Origin of the sequence: Agathobaculum faecis, from assembly GCF_014287995.1 — a bacterium.
Lineage (GTDB): Bacteria > Bacillota > Clostridia > Oscillospirales > Butyricicoccaceae > Agathobaculum > Agathobaculum ammoniilyticum.
The window spans coordinates 1-21,349 of record NZ_JACOPL010000024.1 but is presented as its reverse complement, the minus strand read 5'-3'; the positions used below and the strand labels follow the sequence as shown (position 1 = coordinate 21,349).

The window sequence follows — 21,349 nt, the reverse complement described above, 5'->3', positions numbered from 1 at the left end:
ACTGCACCTTGACCGTGACCGCCGAGCTGGGCATTTTGAAGGTGTATTTGCCGTTGCCCTTGTCGGTCAGCGCGATTTCCTTTCCGGTCTTGTCGGCTGTTGCGGTGATGCTCTCCACCACGCCCTCCGTGGTGATCGTGACCGTCTCACCGGACGCGGCCTTGTCCTTGTTGGAGTCCGCTGTGCCGCTGCCGTCGGTTTCCACATGGACGGGGTACTTGTCAGTGGTGGTGGAACCACCTCCACCGCCGCCCCCGCCGGAACCGCCGCCACTGTTATCCTTTTCATAGACAACCGCAATCGAGTGGTCGGCGGTTACATTGGTAAAGGTGTAGCTGTTTCCGGTCAGGCTGGCCGGGGCATTGTCCACGGTCACGCTTTTCAGCTCATAGCCGCTGTTGGGGGTAAAGGTGATCGTCTGGTCCTTGCCGTCCTCCACCTGCACCGCGCCGCTGGGGCTGGCCGTGCCGCCCGTTACGCTCACGGTGATGGTGTGCTTTACAGGCGTGGGCGGCTCGGTCTTGGCCTCCGCTGTGGCGCGGATGATAATATCGCCGCTCACGTCGGTAATGTTCACCTTGCCCGTGGCCGGATTATAGATGGAGGGATTGGAGGCCAGCTCCATGCCGCCCATCTGGATGCTCACGGATTTCATTTCGTAGCCGCTTTCCGGCGTCAGGGTGGTTTCATAGGTGCCGCCCCGTGCAACCGTTTTCTCCGCACTGGAGCTGGTCACATGGGAGAGGGCATAGCCGACCTCAAAGGAGGTCTGCTTCCAGACGGCATACAGGGTCACGGTCTTGCCGTCCTTGTCAATCAGGCCGTCCGCAAGGGCCTTGTCCTCCTTGACCACCTTGCCGGAGGGGGCAGTCGCCCAGCCGGTAAAGGTGTAGCCTGCCACGGGATAAGTAAACTGGTTCTGCGTCAGGTATTGGGTTTTGGTATCCCATGTCACATTCTTCATGGGCTGCATCGTACCCTCGCCGCCGTTGGCGTCGAACTGGATGGTGCCGGTATAGGGCCGCCATGCGCCCTTGAACGCCACTGTTACGTCAGTTGCGTCACGGAACTGCTCGGTGTGAAGCAGGCCGGTGGTGTTGATGGTGTAGGTCTTTTCGTTGTGCGTGCCGGTATAAACTCCGTCACGGTCAGGGCCGCTCAACGTCACTTCCTGTCCGCCGATGGTCAGGGTGGGCACCCAGCCGCCAAAGATGTGGTTGTCCGCGTGCTCCAGAATGGAAATGATGGCATGGTTATCGCCCACCATGATTTCCTGCGCATGGACGTGCTGCTCGCCGTCGCCCGAGACAATCTCGCCCGGCAATTCAGGCGCGCCGTTGGGTACATGCTGCGCATCATTCTCGCTGGTGTACTGGTATGTCACCGTGATTTTGGGCGCGCTTTCCTCTTTGATTTTCCATGTGCCGGTCAGGGTCAGGTCGTTGTCCGGCATGGAGAAGCCCGTTTCGCCGGGGGTGACGGTGGCCTGCGTATCCGAGCGTACCCAGCCGCTGAACTCATAATAGTCATAGCTGGTGGTGGGCTTGGCCGCGATGCTCACCGTGTTACCCGAAGTGTATACACCGCCATGGGGCAGTACCGCGTCGGGCGGCACCTCACCGGCAAAGGCATAGGTCAGGGTATGCTGGTTAGAAGGCTCCGGCTTTGTACCGTCCTCCTTATCCCACAGGCGGTACACGTTGGAGACGGCCGAACCGGCGCTGTCCTGCGCATAGGCGATAGCGTCCCAGTAGGTGTATCCGTCGCTCCCTGCATCCTTGCTCTGGTTGGTACAGGTAATGGTGATCTCGATTTCGTTGCCGGTATAAAGGCCCTCAAAGGTGCCGCGCAGGACGGGACTGCTCGGATCAGATTCGTCCAGGTAGGGCTGCTTTACAATCTGCCCGCCCTTGAAGCCGCCGGAGGAGCCGTCGCTGTACTCAATATCGCTGACTTCAATATCTGTTTCGGTTATGGATTGCGCCACCTTTTCGGGTAAGGGGAAAGCCAGTTCTATGCGGCCGCTCTGCGCGCCCGTACTGCCCGCGTATTTCACCCGCACGCGGTAAGTGAAGCTGCTGCCCGCCGGGGTTGCTTCATCGTGGACGATGATAGAGGAATCCCCAGCGGCCTGTACTGCCGCATCGCCGTTCTGGCTGTTCAGCGAGGTTGAAAGCGGGGACACGCCCACGCTGCGGACATTTGCCATAGCGGCCAGCGGTACAGGGGCAGCCTCTGCCGGGGGCATGTCCTCAACAGGGGCTGCGGGTTCGTCTGCCGGTTCTTCATCAGGGGTCGGTTTCTCTGCCGGAGGTTCGGTTACTTCCGGTTCCTCAACAGGCGGTTTCTCCGGTGTATCGGGTACTTCCGGTACAGGCTCCGGCTGGGGTTCGCTTTCGCCGGGCGTTTCTTCGGGGGCTTCCGGTGCTTCCGTATCCGTGCCGGGTTCGTCTGTGGGCTGCTCTGGGGTTTCCGCAGGCTGTTCCGGCTGGTTATCCGGCTGCTCCGGCATCTCCACAGGCTGCTCCGGTTCAGTGGGCAGGGCAGGCTCTTCCACCGGGGAAAGCTCCGGCTGGGGCAGGTCGCTGATTACATCCGCGCCGCCCCATGGCGCACCGTCCACCGTCACGCTGCCGGGGAACTTTGCCGCGATGGCTTCCATAGCGGCTTTTGATTCAGCGTCGCTGCCGATTTCCAGTGTCGCGCTGTCAGGAACATCGTCAAACATGTTGTGAAGGCTAAGGTCCTCTGCCTGGGCGCGCATCCTTTTCCATGACAGGTTTACACTTTCCAGTGCCTCACAACCATTGAACATGCTGGTAAGAACTGTCAGGTTGGGCAGAATCCAGTTGCTCAGGTCTACGGATTTCAGCGAGGTGCAACCGTAGAACATCTCTTGCATGCTGGAGAGGCTGTCAAACTTAGCACCGCTTTCTGGTGTTTCAAAGGGAATATTCTCCAATTGGGCACAGTTGTAGAACATACCCGACATATTCTGTACCGCATTGTTCCCGCCCAGTTTGATACTGCCAGTGATACTTTTCAGGGCTTTGCAGTCCCAGAACATCCTTTCCATATCCGTGACGTTAGAGACATAAAAATCATTTCCTAAGTTAAGGCTCGTCAGGCCAGTACAGTACTGAAACATCCGATTCATATTCGTGACTTTGGAGGTATCAAAGCTGCTCAGGTCGAGGTTCGTCAGGCTGGGGCAGTTGTTGAACATATAGCCCATATATGTGACTTTGGAGGTATCAAAACTGCTCACGTCGAGGCTCGTCAGGCTGGAACAGCCCTCGAACATACGACCCATATCCGTGACGCTGGAAGTATTAAACTTGCTCAGGTCAAGGCTCGTCAGATTGGGGCAGTTGTAGAACATAGACCCCATATATGTGGCGCTGGAGGTGTCCAAATTGCTCACGTCGAGGCTCGTCAAGCCACGGCAACTGGAGAACATACTGCCCATATTCGTGACGCTGGTGGTATCAAACTTGTCTCCCAAGTCAAGGCTTGTCAGACTCTCACAATCGTAGAACATATAGTCCATATTCGTGACGCTGGTGGTATCAAACTTGTCTCCCAAGTCAAGGCTTGTCAGACTCTTGCACCCGTAGAACATTCTGCCCATACCCGTGACACCGCTGGTGTCAAAATTGCTTACGTCAAGGTGCGTCAAGCCATAGCAATCCCTAAACATATCGTTCATATTTGTGACGTTGGAGGTGTCAAATTTATCTCCTAGGTCAAGGTTCGTTAGTTTACCGCAGCGGAAGAACATCTCGCTCATATCTGTGACGTTGGAGGTATCAAAGTTATCCCCAAGATCAAGGCTCGTAAAGCTATTGTTTGCTTTGTCATAGAACATCCCGCTCATATTTGTGACGTTGGAGGTATCAAAGCTGCTCAGGTTAAGAAAACCTGAAAAGCCAATACACTTAAACATGCAGGACATATTCTCGGCACTGGAGGTATCCCACTCGCTTAAATCAAGGCTTTTTAAGGTGCATATTGGGCCACTGGAATTATAATTGTAACCGATACCACAAAACATACCCGACATATCAACAACCTTGCTGACATCAAGGGATTCGATACCGATAATCTCTTCAAGAGATGACCTATCTGGCGATTCACCGTCAACAGCAAAGGTATAGGACATACTTGTTACCTGAGAGGTATCCCATCCGCTTATATCTATCGTCCGTAAATAATTCTTATCGTAAAACACTCTGTCCATTATTCTAACCTGGGATGTATCCAAGGCGCGAAGATCCGCTGTTTCAATATCATCATAAGGAATAAACTCAGTCATATCCTCGGGTGCTTTTACCCCATCTGGTCCGGCGATATACGCTTCGTATTTTCCGCCCTGGGCTTGATGTGGCACCAGATAGAGTACTACTTTGTCGTTCTCCGTTTGTCCGACATGCCGTGCGTAGACGGCGTTTGGAACATTGGTCAGCTTGACGCGATGCCGGTCATTATCATCCTCTACCTTGGCATACGTTACCGCTTGGTCTATGACGCTGAGGCTTATAATATCACTACTGCTAATCATATCGCCGTTATCCGCTCTCACACCAAGGTTAAACTTCGCATCATCCGCTATCTGGTTTCCGGGCGGGTCGGCAATATCTACATTGCCCAGCTCCAGTTCCACCTCCACATGGCCCCATGCGGGTTCCAATACCATATCGCTGGAGGGCATCGGGATAATCTGTCCGGTGTTGTAGTGCGTCCCTTTGTTCGGGCCGCTTACCACGTTCCAGCCGCCGAAGCTGCTGCCGGAGTTCACCAGCCCCTCGCCGCCGGGGATGGTAACGGTCGTTCCCACAAGCTGCTGGATGGCTTCCGGCGCGCTTCCCTCCGCGCCGCCTGTCTGGAAGGTCATTTTACTCTGGCGGCGGTCAATGACCACCTCCGGCAAGGTCAGCGTCATGCCGTAGAGTGTGCCGTCGTCAAATATGCCGGTGTGCAGGCCGCCGTTGGAGTGGTCGGCCGGAGCGGTGATGCTGCCGCCCTGAATCACTTTTTCCTGTGTATAGACCTCTGGATTGAGTTCCACTTCCAGCACAAAATCAATGTCCGCCTGTCGGCATACATGCTCCAGATGCACGTCGATGCCGTTGCCGTCCGCCGTGGGGGCAGCGGTCATGTCAATATAGGCGCTGTCCGATTCATAGTAGCGGTTTTTAATTGCCTTTACCACGGACTGATTCCCGTCCAGATGCAGGGTAAAATCAATATCGTGATAGTGGTCATGCACCACCTGTTCCAGATCGGCCCGCATTTCATCCCTGAAAATGGTTGTGTCAGGGGAAGCGTGTGCCGCCACAATGTCAGCGCCGGGGGTATGGGCCTCGCCGTGGTGGGTGGCGTATTTCGCCAGCATCTCATTCGGCTTGTCCGCGAGCTGCCATGTAATGAGCGCGTCGCCCTCTCCCAGCTTGCCAGACAGGGCTTTTAGCTGTTCCTCAATCTCGCTTTCGTTTTTCCAGCCGAAGCGGTCCCCCAGCACCCAAAAGACCACGGTTGGATTCCCGTCGTCCATTGCCTCTACCGCTTCCATGGCCTTTTTCAGCGCCGCCGGCTCATTGGCTACCCCCTGTCCGGGCGTGCCATGCTTATCTATGGTGTCAAGCAGGTCGTTTTTGCTCCCTATAACGCCGCTGTCTACCACCGTGTTCTGGTAGGTGATCAGCCGCGTGTCGGAGTTTACGCCGTAATCATAGATGTAGTTCAGGCCGTTATCCCGCATCATGCGTTCAAATTCTTCATGGGATTCCCGTCCGGTAACGGCCACATCCACAAGAAAAATCAGATTGACCGGATCGGCCGAAATCCCCTTCTTGTGATAGCGGATCTCCGCGCTGGTACGGTTCACGTCAGGGTACGTCACCTCAACCGTGGCGGTTTCCGTCTGCGGCTGCGCTGTTGGCACCGGCTGCGGGTCCGCCGCCAGCGCGTAGGTAGGCAGTAAGCCCACAAGCATCGCTGCACTGAGCAGGAATGACAGCGCCCGCTTTCGTAAGTTTACCTGTTTCATTTCATTTGCTGCGCTCCCTTCATTTTTCTATTTGTTCCTACTGCTCAAAAAAGCTCCCCTTGCCGGATACGTCCCGGGCCGGTGAATCGTATTCCACCCCTCCCTCTTTCAAGTTCTGTGTCAGGACAAAAACATTCTTTTGCCCCCTTGCTTGTGGAGGCGTCAAATAGACAAAAACATTCTTTTGTTGCTGTTGCGCACAGCTATTCAGATTGCAGGCCGCAATTAACAGGGCAGTCTTGAAAAACAGGCGGCGGGAAAGCATGAAAATGAGGCCGAAAAAATTTGTGCATTTTTTCGGCCTGTTTGCCATGTCTAAATTTGACGGATTTTCTTGATATAAATATTACCAATATGGTATTATATATTTGTCTTACTACCCGCCGGTATGCTTTTGGACGGGCCGCGAAACAAAAGAATGTTTTTGTCCCTTACCGTATCAGGCGCAGGCGTTCCAGGTGCCGTTGATGCTCTGTGCCAGTAGAGAGAAGATAGATACGGGTCGTCTCGACGCTGGAGTGTCCCAGCACGTCGGCCAGCTTGATAATATCCCGGCTGGCCCGGTAAAAGCAGCGCGCAAAAAGGTGCCTGAGATTGTGGGGGAACACCTTGGAGGCCGCCACGCCGGCCTTTTTGCAGATGGACTTCATTTCCGCCCATATCTGCTTTCTGGACAGCTCACGGCCGCTTCTGGTGCGGAACACCGCGCCGGAAGCGGTCTTTTGCTTTTTCGCATACTTTTGCAGCTTGCGGCACAGCTTGGCCGGAAGCAGAATTACCCGCACCTTGCCCTTGAGGGAGATTTCCGCCCTGCCCGCTTTCACCGCCTCCACTGTGATGTATTTTACTTCGCTTACCCGGATGCCGGTGGCGCAGATGGTTTCCAGAAGCAGGGCCAGCCGCGTCCGGCCCGCCGTCTCGGCCGCACAGACCAGACGTGTGTATTCCTCCCGCGTCAGCTCCTTTGCCGGATCGCGGAACACCTGCCGCTGGAGCCGCAGCGCCTTGATATGGCAGTCCGGCCAGCCCATGTAAGCGAGAAAGGAATTGACCGCCGCCAGCATGGAATTTACCGTGGCAATGGCATAGATACTGGTGATGTGCTCCTTCCATCCGATCAGCGCCGCCTTGGTGAGCGGCTTTCCGGCCAGATACCTTTGCAGGGCGTTCAGGTCGTGGATATATTTCTGTATGGTCTGCGGGGCGCGTTCCTGCTCCTGCAAATGGGCGGCATAACTTGTGAGCTGTTCCTCGTCGATTGTGTATTGCGGCATATTGGCGTCCTCCTGTCCGTAACGGTTATACCGTTATTGTAGCGGACCGGCGCTACGCCGCACAGCGGGTAAGCGTCAAATAAAGCAACGGATTGTTGGTAGAGGTAGAGTGTGAGAAAATAAGGATAAAAGTTGCAGTGGATAGCATTAAGGGAAGTCAAAGGAAGCAGAGGAGCTGGGAAAAATGACAATTCGGGAAAGACATCGGGAGCAGCAAGTGGCCCAATGGACGGAGCTCGTACAGGAATGCCGGAGCAGCGGGCAAACAGTAACGGGATGGTGCGATGAACGGGACATCAGCACAAAGACGTATTACCGATGGGAGAAAAGAGTATTGCAGCGAAGTGGCCACGGGATAAAAAAGGTGGAAAGAGTACCGGCAGAAAAAAAGGCGGCTGAATTTGTAGAGCTGAGAGTGAGGAAGGAAGGGATGTGGAACAGGGAGTTTCTTCAGACTGCTCCAGAGGGGAAACAGTCGGCAGTAACAGTGGTGGTAAAGGGGCGAGGGATAGAAGTTGAGATTTATGCGGGAGTGGAGCTGCCGGTGATAGAGGCGATCTGCCGATCGGTGTGCCATGCTGAATGATTTTCGCGGCGCGGAAAAAGTGTATATAGCCTGTGGGTACACAGATCTGCGGAAAGGGATCGACGGCCTGGCGACATTGGTACAGCGGCAGTTCCATCTGGACCCGTTCAGCAATACGCTGTTCCTGTTCTGCGGTTACCGGCGGGATCGGATCAAGGGGCTGTATTGGGAGGGGGATGGATTTGTTCTGGTATATAAGCGGTTAGAAGCAGGCGCCTTCCAGTGGCCGCGGAACGGAGATGAGGCGCGCCAGTTGACAGGCCAGCAGTACCGCTGGCTTATGGAAGGGTTAAAGATCGAACAGCCCAAAGCGCACAAAGCGGTGACTGGCCTGAGTATGATATAGCGTTGAAAAATCGGATGCTATTTTCCTCGAAATCCCTTGAAATGCTGGTGTTTTAAGGGGTTTTGTGTTATAATGAGAATATGAAAAATGAAGTGAATATTATCACAAGCAACACGGAAATGGTGACCATTTCCCGTGCGGAATATGAGTTTCTGAAGGCGGAAAGAGACGAGCTGAACCAGAAGCTGGACTGGCTGATGGAGCAGATGCGTCTTGCCAAAAAGAAAGTCTATGGGGCATCGTCCGAGCAGACGAAGGAAGAACTGGCAGGCCAGTTGAGCCTGATGTTTGATGAAACGGAAGCGTGGCTGTCTGCTAAAAGGACTTCCGTAACGGAGAGCAAGGTTGTTGCCCACACCCGGCAGAAGCGGTCTTCCCGTGTGGAGGAGGTACTGCCGGACAATGTTCCTGTTGAGGTGGTAGAACACCGTGTCCCGGAGTCTGAGCGTAACTGTCCTGAATGCGGTACACTCATGACGGAGATTGGGAGTGAGGTTCGCCGTACTCTGGTGATGATCCCCGCCCAGGTGAAGATCCGGGAAGATGTTTATTTTACATACGCCTGCCAGAACTGCAAGCAGACGGGGACGGAAACACCTGTCCTGAAAGCCGAAAAAGAGCCTCCCCTGATCTCAGGCAGCTACGCCTCCCCAGAGGCTGTGGCTCATATCATGGTCCAAAAGTTTGTGATGTACGCTCCGCTGTACCGGCAGGAACAGGAATGGAATCGGGCTGGGGTGATGCTCTCCCGGCAGACGATGAGCAACTGGGTGTTGCGGGTGGCGGAGGATTGGCTGCGGCCCATCTATGACCAGATGCACCAACAGTTGCTTCAGCGAGAGGTCCTCCACGCGGATGAGACGACTCTGCAGGTGCTGAAACTGGAAGGGCGGACGGCCAGGAGCAAGTGCTATATGTGGCTGTACCGGACCGGTGGAGACGCCGGGCACCCCATTGTCCTGTATGAGTACCAGCAGAGCCGAAAGGCGGAGAATGCCGAGGCGTTCCTCAAGGGCTTTACGGGCTGGCTCCATGCTGATGGTTATTCCGGCTACCACCGATTGCCGGAGAACATCCGGGTGGTTGGCTGCTGGGCGCATCTGCGGCGAAAGTTTGACGAAGCGGTGAACGCCTTGCCAAAAGAGCAGCAGACTGGCTGCGCGGCGTTGGAGGGACTGCAATACTGCAATGTTCTCTTCGCCATTGAAAAGGAACTGGCGGATCTGCCGCCGGAAGAACGGTACAAACAGCGTCTGATCCGGTCCAAACCGGTGATGGACGCTTTGTTGGCATGGGCGGAAACAAAAACCGCCCCGCCCAAGTCCTCTTTGGGAAAGGCGCTGTATTATCTGCGGGAGCAGTGGCCATATCTAAAATGCTTTTTGGAGGACGGGCGGCTGGAAATAAGCAACAACCGGGCAGAACGGAGTATGAAACCCTTTGTGATGGGGCGGAAGAACTGGCTGTTTGCAAATACGGAAGGCGGGGCCCAGAGCAGCGCCATTGTTTACAGCCTGATTGAAACGGCCAAGGAAAACGACCTTGACCCATACCGGTATCTGGTCTATGTGCTGTCCAGGGCGCCATCTATGGCCGTGGCTGACAGAGAGTGGGCCACAAAACTGACGCCGGATCTTGTTCCGGTGCAATATCGCAGGGGCCAGGAGGACTCTACAATATAGGTTTTTTAATGGACTGACCGAAAGGCCGGTCCATTTTTTTCGACATTTTCCACCAAAGGGGAACTACAGAGCCTCACAGGTAATCCCTTCCATCCCTTATGCTTTGCATGAAGGGAGGTGAGGAAAATGGAAGCAAGCTTTGATGGAGCAAAACTGCGCGAAGTACGCAAAGACCGAGGCAAGACACAAGCGATGCTGGCCGTAAAAATGGGCACTTCTATTCGCCATGTACGAGCCTTGGAGACCGGTGAGAAGACAAACCCATCCGCATGTCTTCTCTGTAAAGTAGCCGTGGCTTTGGATGTCCCGATGGAAACATTTATGCGGATCCAGCCAGAAGAAGGGGATGAACTTGTATAAAGCAAAAGGAGATGAAACCTTGCCCTACCTAAATGCGACTTGTGATCTGTTGTACAGCCTTGGAGTAACCGCGAATTATAAGGGGTTTCTTCATACTACCTACGCAGTGTCTCTGTGTATGGAACGGCAAGACAGGCTTCTGTTGGTAAGAAAATGGCTTTATCCTGATGTTGCCAGGAGATATGGGACGAACTGGAAGGCAGTGGAACGTAATATCCGAACCGTATCCAGGATTGCGTGGATACGCAACCGCGTACTCCTGGAATCCCTTGCGCAAAGGCCTCTTGACAGGCATCTATGTTCTACCGAATTCCTCGCGGTTCTTTTCCATGCGGTTTACTCCGCTGAATTCCAGGATCTTTCTTCATCTAAATCCTAAATCCCATTTACTGTCCAATCTCAAAGGGCGCAGGTTGCAAATTTACCTGCGCCCTTTCTCTTGGCTTATTTTACGCTTACGAACAGCACACATGAAACGTGTCAATCTGCGGGAAAAAACTCAGCAGGTAAATGAAAGAGCTGTCACTCATTGTGAGCAGTTCTTAGCGTCGGTCTATGGACAGTCATTTCCACGAGCAGCCCAAACCACTGTGCAAGTTTTTTATTTATACTCTAATGGGGAAAATTGTAAACAGAGGCTGGAAGATAATCCTCCGGCCTCTGTCCCAATCAGCACATATTCCCACTCGTTCTATCTTTTATAAGGCGATTTACTGCAAAGTTATATGCATAATAGAAAAATACCCCGAAACAACATCCAATTATATTATTGGCGATACGGAGAATAATGGCCGACTTTAATCCAAAAATACTTGTAGCCATTAAAAGTGCCCCAAAGCAATTCAAAAGGGTTTTCCAATGATATGCAGCACAGAGCCCCAGAAGCAGTCCGGAATAAATTCCTAAAGATGGCTGCGCCGCTGGAGGAAGGAGCTGGTATACAATCCCGAACAGTAAGCTTCCGGCTACTACGCCGCCCAACCGTTGGAATGCTCGTTTGTTGGGCCGCTCTCCGTATTGCGTAAGTACGGTAAGGCAGGCACAGCCTACCCACATGACTCTATCCACTTGAAGAAGTTCACCGACAAGAATTCCCAACGACAGTCCCAGAATCACTTGAAACTGCCACCTTCCAAGAGAAGTGGACAGTGAAAAATCTTTTACAATTTGGAAAAAACTTTTGTCATAGTGTTTTTTTCTGTGGTTGATATAGAAAACGGCTCCGCATATCAGAACTCCTATCAACATTTCCAGGGTACGGAGTCCCAAAAGCCGCCCCTCCACGGGATTACCATATAAGAACATATAGGCGAACAAATACAGTCCGGCGCTTCCATACAGCGGTTCATGACAGGCTGAAATTACAATAAATCCAATGCTCAAAAAGTTGATGCAAAATCCTATAACCGGATTAACAGACTGGGCAATACAGGGGCTAAATGTTAGAAGTACAAACACAACAAAAAAATTTATCATCGACCCCTTGATACGGTATCCAAAGTCAACAAAACGAACCATCAGCAAAATACAGAAGATCACTACGGCGGCAGAACTGTTCTCATTGCCAAAGAAAAAATTTAGTACAGAAATAAAGGCGATAGCAAAGAGAACACAAAGTACATCTTTTATAATTAAGGCCGCTACAAATTTGTGCTTTTCGGATTTAGTTGCGGCAGTTCTGATTTTTTCCTTACATACGGATACATCTAATTGCATTGCCTGATAAAAGTTCATCTGCTCTCCCCTTCCTTAACAAATAATTTTATCATAATTTAACAAGAAAATCAAGAACGTGGTCTTTGTATCAGTGCAGGAGTTTGTATGGGTACAATACATATTGGACAGATGAATAAAAAAGGATGAAGGATAGGGCCTCATCGGTTAAAGTTGGAGTTGCAGGCAACAACTCAACGAGAGGGGGCCATATCCTTCATGAGCAAAAGTATAACACAGGACCTGGCATACCGGCAATCCCTGATGAAATATGCAGAAAAGTACGGCGTGAACCGTGCCAGCCGGAAGTACAACAAGAGTCGGTCGTACATCTACTTTTGGAAGAACCGATGGGATGGGACGGTGCAGTCCCTAGACTACCGCTCCAGACGCCCCACAATCACCCCAACCAGCACACAGAAGCGGAGTCGAAAATGACCGCCGCACCCCGATCTTGGCATGGTGGAACTGTGGCACCGGCTACGGCCGCGGGGCTATGCCCGCCGCCCGGAAAGCCTGTTCCGAGTGATGCGGAAGTTGGGCTTGTTTCCTGCGGCTGAGAAGAAAAAGACATACAAACCCAAGCTCTATGAGCAGACGACCTATCCCGGCCGACGAATCCAGGTGGATGTGAACGTAGTTCCTCGAAAGTGTATCGCAGCCACAGAACTCCGCCTGTACCAGTACACCGCCATTGACGAGTTCACCCGCCTGCGCTTCCTGGCCGCATACCCTGAGCAGTCCACCTATTCCTCGGCGGATTTCCGCAAAAAGTTGCTCAAGTGGTATGCCCGCTGGGGAATACGAGTGGAGTGCGTCCAGACGGACAACGGGTTTGAGTTCACCAACCATTTTTCCAGCAGCAAGCGAGACCTGCCCACCCTGTTTGAGAGTACCGCGGCCCGACTTGGCATCCGCCACAAGCTCATTCGTCCCTAATACCCCACGTCACAATGGCAAAGTGGAGCGCAGCCACAGGGAGGACCAGAAATGGTTTTACTCCTGCCACAGCTTTTACTCCCTGGATGATTTTGCAAAGCAGCTCGCCATTCACAACCGCCGCTCCAACAACTTCCCCATGAGGCCATTGGGATGGCGTTCTCCCTTAGATTTCACTGTCCAATTTCTTTGACAAACCTACACATGAATAAATCTGCCTTGGATACCAAGACGGACCGGGCATTTTCTTTCAGCCTTACGGCCTACACCGGTTTGAGGTTTCACTGCGCAACCCCTACTGAAAGCTCCATAAGACAATGCGTGCCGGCGCACTCCCTTACTTCAACGTTTTGAAAGACGCACGCCGTTGCCCGCTGGTATCTTTGATAATAGGACAAGGCGGCGGGCCTTGTCAATCCTCTTGCGGTGGCAGCCGCAGTTTTCCGTGCAAAACGTAGCGGAAAACCAGCGACCCAAGGGAGCAAAACCACAAGCTCCGCTTGTGGTTTTGCCACGCCGTAAGGCATGTTCGCCAGAAGCGCCAGCGCCTAGGCTGGGATTTGGAGGCGCAGGTCGCCGGTGGCGACCGCTGGATGCGGCAGACATCCAGCAGCGCCGACCGAGCCGACAGGCGAGACCCCCAACCAGCGTTTTGAAATATCCGAAAAGGATATTCCAATCCATTGCTGGCCTGTGTTATTGGGAATCGTGGCTCGGAATCTCCCTGCTTGGGATTTTATGCAGCAGATCCTCCTTGACCTTCATATAGGTTAGAGAGGGGATGGGAATACAAAGCCCAGAAATCAACTCCACCTCAAAGCGCCGGATCGCCACGATGAACAGCGTATTGACCAGATACCCCCGGTGAATAGGGTAAAACAAATCCGGCAATTCCTTTGCAATCTCCCCGATGGAACTGTTGCAGGAGATCACCCGATCAATACAGACAAACTCGGTTTTCCTGCGCTGGCTTTGCACATACAGAACGGTGTTTGAATTGACGAAAATGGTCTGTGTCCCGCTGCGTATCGGTATACGCCGTCCAGAGGGGCGCTCCAACAGCAGACTGCGGACAAACTGCGTGGTGTTTACGTCCAGGTTCAGCACCTTACTCTCACTTGGCTGCATGTACTCGTAGGAATTGTGCTGGTGTACCATTTTCAGTTCCCCGCCTATGATCCGGTAACTGATGGTGAAATGGTTGATGACGCGGAAAGATCCCTCCAAGCTTTCCACGATGATTTGACCACAGACCTGCGCCGCGCTGTCTCCCAGGGAAACCGGAAAATATTCTTCCTCTATGATGTTGACTGCTTTCCCTGTAAAGCCTTTGAAATGCTCCCGTATTGCGTCGCCGCCAAATAATAGTGGCTCTCCCGTGCCGAGGTAAACGCTGTCCGGGCAGAGGTAGGAAAACCATTTATCTAAGTCCCCCGCATAGTGGGCGTGGAACAATGCTTTTGTAAGGGCCGCGATTTCTTCCAAATCGATTTTTTTAGCTGCCATTGACAAACCACCTTTGCGCGTTTCTTTGATTTCCATTTTAGCAAAGCGCGGGAAAAAGGGCAAGAAAAAATGTGTGATTCGTAACATCAGACGCATCATTGGCGCAAGCTCTATTGACTGCTTTTGTTGTCTTAGGTATAATCGTTAAATAGGGAGATTATGCGTTTTTTTGTAAAAAGAGGTTGACAAGTATGATTCTATACGATATACTCACGGCAGACAGGCAGACAGGCAGACAGGCAGACAGGCAGACAGGCAGGCAGACAGGCAGACAGGCAGACAGGCAGACAGGCAGACAGGCAGGATAAGTCTGTCCTTTTTTGCTGTGTAAATAAAGAAAAAGTCAACAAAAAGGGCGCGTTGCGTCCACGGTTTTTCCGTGGGCGTGGCGCGCCCTTTTTGTATGTTGCGCTATTTTCAGATGATTTCATGACAAGAGGGAGGAAGCATATATGAACACAGGAAAACGGTTATTGTCCGCGCTGCTGTGCGCCTGCATGATCGCGGCGCTTTTGCCGACAGCGGCACTTGCGGCAGGAACAGACACAGGCAAGGCGATCCAGCTTGTGGACAGCGGAACTGCCGCGAATATCAGCGGCGGACAGGACAGCAATATATATTTTGGTAGATATAAGCAAAGCAGCAATGACAGCGACGGCTATAACACCGATCCCATCAAGTGGCGGGTGCTGGAAAATGCCAAGGGACAGTTGTTTCTGCTTTCCGACCAAAATCTTGACGTATTTCAATATCATACGAAACAGGAGAGCGTAACATGGGAAACCAGCACCATGCGCTCCTGGCTCAACGGGTACGATGCGTCGCACAATACCGGCGGCAATGACGGGATTGACTATACAGACGATAATTTTATCAGCACCGCTTTTTCTGACGGAGAGCAAGGGGCTATCGCAGAAACAGAGGTTGTCAATGATGATAACTCGAAGTATCACACAGAGGGCGGCAACGACACTACCGATAAAATTTTTCTTTTGTCAATTGCAGAAGCACAGAACAGCAGCTATTTTGCCGATAACGACAGCCGTGTCGCGACCAATACCGCCTATGCCGCAGGCGGCGGTGCATCCGGCGGTGTCGGCGGAGCCGGTTTCTGGTGGCTGCGGTCGCCTGGCGGCGACCAGATTTACGGTGCGGCCGACGTACTCATGAACGGCAGTGTGGCTGAGGACGGCGGCTATGTGAACAATACTTTTGTCGCTGTTCGTCCCGCTTTTCATTTAGATCTGACATCTGTCCTCTTCACATCTGCCGCCGTAGGCGGCAAAATCCCCGCCGCTGAAAGCAGCGATAATCAAAGCGGCGAAGCCGCCGATGCGATTTTTGAAATTGACGGTTATGGCGGCAATGAGTGGAAATTGACGCTTTTAGATGGAAGCCGCGATTTTTCCATTTCCAAAGCAAAAATTGAAGAAAGTAAGATTGACTTTTCCTACTCCGGCGCACAGACTGGGACGAATGAATATATTTCCGTTGTTATCGAGGACAACGGTGCGATTACCTACTACGGGCGCATTTTGCAGCTGGACGGTATGACCAATGGCGCAGAGGGAACGACAAACCTTACGCTCCCTGCGGGTGTAACGTTAGACAATGATACAAAACTGTATGTATTCAACGAGCAGTACAACGGCGGGGAAAACGACGATACCAGGCTGACGGACTACGGCAGCAAAATGATTGATGTGCAATCCGCTGTTGACACCACCGCCCCGAAGCTTACATCGGGCAGCGCAACCCGCGACAGCGAAACCGACGCGACGGTGAAGTTTACCAGCAGCGAAGCGGGCGAATATTACTATGCCATTGTAGAAAGTGGCGCAAGCGAGCCGGAGATCACTACCACCGGAACAGGGACTGCCTGCACAGCGGAAGAAAACACCATTTCCCTAACCAAGCTTACAGGAAATGGGGCAAAGGATATTTACATTGTCGTGAAAGACGAGGCGGGAAATGTCAGCAAAAAACAGAAAGTCACCATACCCGAATATATCCCGCCGGTCTATGAGATTTCCGCATCCCCGGCCACGCTGGACTTTGGCAGTCAAACGGTAGGCTATACAGAAGCACCTGCCGCGCAGACGGTAACAATCAAGAATGAGGGCAACCAAAACACAACCGTTAGTCTGCCGACCAGCACGAATTATACCATTACGGCGGGAAAAGGCTTTACAGGTAGCGCCGCCACTCTTGCCCCCGACGGTACGGCACAATTCACTGTCCAGCCGATCACTGGGCTTGACGTGGAGAACTATGCGGAAACGCTCACTGTTTCCGGCACGGAAAACGTCAGCGCGCAAGTTGCGCTCTCCTTTGCCGTTGTCGAACCCCAACCAGCCACCTACAGCTTGACCGTAAACTTAAACGGTGGCAACGGGGTTGACGCAAGCGGCGAGTATGCCGAGAACGCAGTTGTTGAGATCAACGCAGGCAGCCGCAGCAATTACCGCTTTGACGGGTGGACTTCCTCAAACGGCGGCACATTTGCAGACACTTCCAGCGCGGCAACCACCTTTACCATGCCTGCTGCAAGTACCACCATAACGGCAAATTGGCGATACATCGGCGGCGGTGGTGGCGGAGGCGGCAGCGAGGGTACCAGCAGGCCCACCTACCGCCCCGATGTGGAGAACACGGAAAACGGAGATGTGTCCGTCCAGCCCAGCAATCCCCACAAGGGCGACGAGGTGACCGTTACCCCCAGGCCGGAGGACGGCTATGAGGTGGAGGCTGTGATCGTCACCGACAAGGACGGCAAGCCGGTTGACGTGACCGACAACGGCGATGGTACCTGGACTTTTACCCAGCCCGGCGGCAAGGCGACGGTGGAGGTCATCTTCCGTGAGATCCCGCTGGGAACCCTGCCCTTTACTGACGTACCGGAAAGCGCCTGGTATTGTGACGCAGTGCGTTACGTCTATGAAAACGGCCTGATGAACGGCATCGGCGGCGGCGCGTTCAACCCCAACGGAACCACCACCCGGGGTCAGATCATGACCATCCTGTGGCGCATGGCGGGTTCCCCCGGCATGGAGGGGGAGATTTGGGGCTATCCCTTTGCCGACGTGGACGCCACGGCCTACTATGGAACAGCAGTCTACTGGGCGAGGATGAACGGCATCGCGGAGGGGTACGGCGACGGTAAGTTTGGCCCTGATGACCCCATCACCCGGGAGCAGTTCGCCGCTATACTCTATCGGTTTGCCCAGGAGCTGGTCTATGATGTGACCGCAGCCGCCGACCTCTCCGGCTATGCCGACGCGGGCAGCATCAGCGGCTACGCCCTTGCCGCCATCCAATGGGCCAACGCCGAGGGCATCATCAGCGGCACCAGCGACACCACATTGACCCCGCAGGGGCAGACCACAAGAGCGCAGGCTGCGGCCATGCTCATGCGGTTCTGCGAGCAATAGTCTTGGAACTCGCAACATTGCAAATGTAAAGTTATCTGACGTCAAGGAATTGGCTTTAAGAATGAAAGAACGATAATCGTTTTTTGCTTTCCGCATAAAGACTTCACGTTCAGGTACAATATCTATATCAATCAAACTACAGGTCTTAAAATAACGGAAAGAGAAATCTTGACGGAATAAATCATGGCTTTTGGCAGATATCTGCTGTCCGGCATGCATGTATGGCCGGACAACCAGCTGGGTCTGGCTGTGCAGGAGGCCACCAACGGCTGCGACTTCGACCGCAAGGAATACATCCATGAGCATTGGACAAAGCTGACCGACCATCCCAACTGGGAACAGTATCAGTAAGACGTCTGCCGCGGCAGTCCGGTAAAAAGGAATAAAGAAAGTGTGGGGCATAAAAACAGGCAGGTATTGTAGCCGCAATACCTGCCTGTTCCTTCATTTGGAAGATGCCTTTACAGGGGGTACCGCCGCTCTTTCCGTATCGCTACCCAATTTTCCCCTTTATTTTACCCCGCAGCCATTTCCTGCCCTCCATGTACGAGGTTATCTCCACATTCACAATATCCTCCGGACGGAATTGGCTGTCCTCAAACTGCCTGGCATAACGGCAAACTACCGTGCAGCCATCCGTCAGCCGCGCAAACACACCGCCCTTATATTTGCTGATGATAGTGGCAAGCCGGATCGAACCCACAGGATGACGGTACTCCGCCCCAATATACGGATCAGGCGCGGCGTCCTTTACCGAAATTTCCAAATTCCCCTCATCCACCGCTATCACTTTTGCTTTCAGCCTTTGTCCCGGCCGGTAAACAGACCGCAAATCTCCAAGGCAGGAATAAGACAATCCGGATTGAGTCACCGTATAGTCAAAACCATGACAGGACATTGTCAGCAGGCCCGGCCCAACACTCAGGATCTCACAGCTTGTTATGTCGCCGGCCTGCAGCCGCTCAACCATTGTCATTTGCCATCTCCTGCGATCCATTGCCCGTACCCGTGAGGCGATGGCAAATTCATTCAGCCGGTCTACCGCTATAATCACAAAATCCACATTTGCCCCGCCCATATGGTTGAACACGAAGCTCTCTCTTTCCTCGCCCGGCCACCATATCAACGGCTCCGGAATCAGTATCTTTACTCGGTACGGCACAACCACAATGCAAGTAATTTCATCCGGCCCGTCGCCATCTCCCTCTGCGCTGTCCATGGAAGGCGCCGCAATCTTCTCTACGCCGATCACGGTTCCATGCAGCAGCGCTCCGGACCGGTAGGAAGCATAAATGCTGTTCCATTCTGTTCGTCCTTCGGGAGTCAGTTCCTTATCCAGTTCTTTATAATCCGATTCAAAAAACTTTTGCCGTGAGCTTTCCAGCCATTGCTGCATTCTCTGGTCAATCCCCATGACGTTTTCCCTCCAAACTTTTTATTTTCAGGCGGCCTGCGCTGTCTGTGTATGCTGCTACGCACGGAACATGTGTCCCGATCCGTTCCAATTGTCCTTCATCTGCCAGAAGCATCACCTGTAAGGTCTTTATCTTCGCTTTTTTCCGCATTACAGACAACTGTGTACCGCAGCGCCATTCCATCCCTACTGGGACATAAAGGATCAAAAGCTGTAATTCCCGTACGGCGTAGTATGCCAGCATCAGATACGGCCTTGGAGGCGTCATTATCTCAGGCGCATCCCCTTGTTCGGCAAACGAAAAAGCGATATCAAATGCACGGATAATATTGCGGTCACACTCCTTGCCAGGTATCACAAGATCGCCTGTGTTTTCATCAATATGGATATCCCCTTTATACCGCAGCTGCCGAACAATACTCTTTGCAGCCTTCTCCTCCATACCAAAGCACAGCCGGAGAAATGTTTTGGCCTGGCGCATCTTCATGCAGCCCAACTGTTCCAGGGCGTCCAGCAGCCTGATTTGCGGCTCGCTGCAATACATTGACTTCATATCGCCATCCTCCGTTGCACCTGATTTAACACGGGATCAAGCAGGGCTTCGCTCCCCATCTCCACGATCGTACTGAAAATGACCTTGGCGGTGTAGACCAGCGTATTGGAGAGCGCCTCGTTCTCGTTCCGCCGCAGCCTGTACAGCGCTTCGTCGAGCACGTCCGCGTTCAGCCGCTGGAGCGTGTCGCGGACATAGCCCCGCGGATAGGTGCAGGCGCCAAGCTGCAGCCGACCGCAGTAGTACAGCCACGAGACCGCGTCACGGAACACCGTCGCTTCCTCCGGCGCATAGCGGGAAAGCGCACATCGCTGCAAGATCGCCGCTATGGCCCCGCGCCCGTCCTCTGCGCCCGCGCGCGGGACTGTCGGAAGCTCATCATCAGTATCCCTGTACTCCTTCTTACTCTTCTCCTTCTTACTCTTCTCCTTCTTACTTGTGTGCGGTTTTTGCAGGTCTAAAACTGCCGTTTCCGCACTTCTGGAACTGCCGTTTTGGCAGGTCAAGACCTGCGGATTCGGCATATCAAGAACTGCAATTTCGGCCGGTCTTTCAGACGTATTCTTGTCCGTATCCAACTGTCCTTCCGGCATGTCTGGCTGTTCAACTGCCGGTTCCGCTGTATCAGGCGTCTCGTTATCCTCTTCCAGAACTGCCATTTCTGCAGGTCTTATCTCCGCGCAGAACGGCGCGCAGTCATAACCGTAGGTCGCCTTTTCGTCCAGCGCCACCTCGGCCAGGAAGATACGGTTGGGCATACCGCGGCCCTGCCGCTGCTCCCAGACCAGGCGCCTGTCCGCCAGTTCCTTAAAGCAGGCTATCGCCTTGCGGTAGGAAACCTGCAGCTCCCGTGCCAGATCCTCGCGCGTGTAGATGATGTACACCTCGCCGTGCCGGTTCACCCAGCCGTTGCGGCGGGACAACTGGTAGCGGTTGAGCAGGAACGTGTAGGCCACTTTGTTCTCCAAACCCATATCCATGTAACGCGGGTCGCAGAACAGCCACCGCGGCATCTGCATGTGGAAATAGGAAATGGCGCCGGACAGCTTCATCAGCGTAAAGTCCGGCCGGTCTTCTGCAGCGATGTTCTTTTTCATAAGGCAGCATCCTCGCTTTCGTTGTCTAATTCGTTGTTTCGATCCAGTTCCTGTTGGTATTGGTCGATCTGGTCGTCTGTTGGGATAAATGTCGTATGATCGGGCATATCATCCTCCTGATCGGGATCGTCCGGCTGCAGTAGGTCGGAATAGGGGGATTTCGGCTCCGCTGGCAGTTCAGGAGGGGGCACCGCCGATCCTGCTTCCGGCGATCCCGCTTTAGGTCCATCGCCTGTTTTGGGGTGGGAGGTATCTGCCGTACCATCCGCACCGTCCGGCCTGTCCGGCGGGTAGTCATGGATGGACGCCGGCCGCAGCTTGCCGTAATCGGTAAATTCCGGCGGCGTTATCTTGTACAGCAGCATCGGGTACTGGCCGCGCAGCAGGACGATGCACCTG

At 53.4% G+C, this 21,349-nt stretch carries 17 protein-coding genes; 9 read left to right on the top strand and 8 right to left on the bottom strand.

The annotated features are described in order from the left end of the window. Positions 1–6,049: BspA family leucine-rich repeat surface protein (locus H8S45_RS14725; protein ID WP_186950401.1), on the bottom strand; the 6,049-nt coding region annotated here is incomplete at its 3' end. Between the two features lie 431 nt (positions 6,050–6,480). After that, positions 6,481–7,323, bottom strand: coding sequence for a tyrosine-type recombinase/integrase (locus tag H8S45_RS14720; protein WP_054328505.1), 843 nt, complete (start codon positions 7,321–7,323; stop codon positions 6,481–6,483). Positions 7,324–7,507: 184 nt separating this feature from the next. Between H8S45_RS14720 and tnpA the strand changes: the two genes are divergently transcribed. From tnpA to H8S45_RS14695, 5 genes are all read left to right on the top strand, one after another. Further along, the gene (gene tnpA, locus H8S45_RS14715; RefSeq protein ID WP_054328539.1) at positions 7,508–7,909 is read left to right on the top strand and encodes an IS66 family insertion sequence element accessory protein TnpA; all 402 of its coding nucleotides are present in this window, start codon (positions 7,508–7,510) and stop codon (positions 7,907–7,909) included. After that, positions 7,899–8,255, top strand: coding sequence for an IS66 family insertion sequence element accessory protein TnpB (gene tnpB / locus H8S45_RS14710; protein ID WP_054328538.1), 357 nt, complete (start codon positions 7,899–7,901; stop codon positions 8,253–8,255). Before tnpA ends, tnpB begins: the two co-directional genes overlap by 11 nt. Before the next feature lie 80 nt (positions 8,256–8,335). Continuing rightward, positions 8,336–9,937 carry an IS66 family transposase gene (tnpC, locus tag H8S45_RS14705; protein ID WP_243182499.1) on the top strand — a complete coding sequence of 534 codons (1,602 nt, stop codon included), beginning with the start codon at positions 8,336–8,338 and terminating at the stop codon, positions 9,935–9,937. 126 nt (positions 9,938–10,063) lie between these two features. After that, positions 10,064–10,297 (top strand): helix-turn-helix domain-containing protein, encoded by a 234-nt coding sequence (locus H8S45_RS14700; protein ID WP_054328537.1) that lies wholly within the window; start codon positions 10,064–10,066, stop codon positions 10,295–10,297. Continuing rightward, positions 10,239–10,676: a sporulation initiation factor Spo0A C-terminal domain-containing protein gene (locus H8S45_RS14695; protein ID WP_330603217.1), complete on the top strand. Its 438-nt coding sequence runs from the start codon at positions 10,239–10,241 to the stop codon at positions 10,674–10,676. The genes H8S45_RS14700 and H8S45_RS14695 overlap by 59 nt, the downstream gene beginning before the upstream one ends. A 290-nt stretch (positions 10,677–10,966) precedes the next feature. On the opposite strand, the gene H8S45_RS14690 is transcribed toward H8S45_RS14695, so the two are convergent. Then, positions 10,967–12,031 (bottom strand): FUSC family protein, encoded by a 1,065-nt coding sequence (locus H8S45_RS14690; protein ID WP_147574627.1) that lies wholly within the window; start codon positions 12,029–12,031, stop codon positions 10,967–10,969. A gap of 198 nt (positions 12,032–12,229) precedes the next feature. Between H8S45_RS14690 and H8S45_RS16465 the strand changes: the two genes are divergently transcribed. Both H8S45_RS16465 and H8S45_RS16460 read left to right on the top strand, forming a co-directional pair. Beyond that, positions 12,230–12,448, top strand: coding sequence for a helix-turn-helix domain-containing protein (locus H8S45_RS16465; RefSeq protein ID WP_243182498.1), 219 nt, complete (start codon positions 12,230–12,232; stop codon positions 12,446–12,448). 90 nt (positions 12,449–12,538) lie between these two features. Then, positions 12,539–12,949 carry a DDE-type integrase/transposase/recombinase gene (locus tag H8S45_RS16460; RefSeq protein WP_243182500.1) on the top strand — a complete coding sequence of 137 codons (411 nt, stop codon included), beginning with the start codon at positions 12,539–12,541 and terminating at the stop codon, positions 12,947–12,949. A gap of 696 nt (positions 12,950–13,645) precedes the next feature. Here the strand turns inward: H8S45_RS16460 and H8S45_RS14680 are convergent. After that, the gene (locus H8S45_RS14680; RefSeq protein WP_186950394.1) at positions 13,646–14,455 is read right to left on the bottom strand and encodes a LytTR family transcriptional regulator; all 810 of its coding nucleotides are present in this window, start codon (positions 14,453–14,455) and stop codon (positions 13,646–13,648) included. A gap of 452 nt (positions 14,456–14,907) precedes the next feature. Between H8S45_RS14680 and H8S45_RS14675 the strand changes: the two genes are divergently transcribed. Both H8S45_RS14675 and H8S45_RS14670 read left to right on the top strand, forming a co-directional pair. Then, complete coding sequence (locus H8S45_RS14675; RefSeq protein WP_186950392.1) at positions 14,908–17,886, top strand: S-layer homology domain-containing protein; 2,979 nt, start codon at positions 14,908–14,910, stop codon at positions 17,884–17,886. A gap of 183 nt (positions 17,887–18,069) precedes the next feature. Beyond that, positions 18,070–18,237 carry a hypothetical protein gene (locus tag H8S45_RS14670; protein ID WP_153802407.1) on the top strand — a complete coding sequence of 56 codons (168 nt, stop codon included), beginning with the start codon at positions 18,070–18,072 and terminating at the stop codon, positions 18,235–18,237. 142 nt (positions 18,238–18,379) lie between these two features. Here the strand turns inward: H8S45_RS14670 and H8S45_RS14665 are convergent, their stop codons facing one another. From H8S45_RS14665 to H8S45_RS14650, 4 genes are all read right to left on the bottom strand, one after another. After that, positions 18,380–19,300: a hypothetical protein gene (locus H8S45_RS14665; protein ID WP_054328499.1), complete on the bottom strand. Its 921-nt coding sequence runs from the start codon at positions 19,298–19,300 to the stop codon at positions 18,380–18,382. Then, positions 19,290–19,844 (bottom strand): DUF5697 family protein, encoded by a 555-nt coding sequence (locus H8S45_RS14660; protein ID WP_186950390.1) that lies wholly within the window; start codon positions 19,842–19,844, stop codon positions 19,290–19,292. Before H8S45_RS14660 ends, H8S45_RS14665 begins: the two co-directional genes overlap by 11 nt. Positions 19,845–19,849: 5 nt before the next feature. Beyond that, positions 19,850–20,950 carry a replication initiator protein A gene (locus tag H8S45_RS14655; protein WP_186950388.1) on the bottom strand — a complete coding sequence of 367 codons (1,101 nt, stop codon included), beginning with the start codon at positions 20,948–20,950 and terminating at the stop codon, positions 19,850–19,852. Then, the coding region (locus H8S45_RS14650) for a hypothetical protein (RefSeq protein ID WP_207724513.1) at positions 20,947–21,349 on the bottom strand (403 nt) is incomplete at its 5' end. The genes H8S45_RS14650 and H8S45_RS14655, both read right to left, overlap by 4 nt.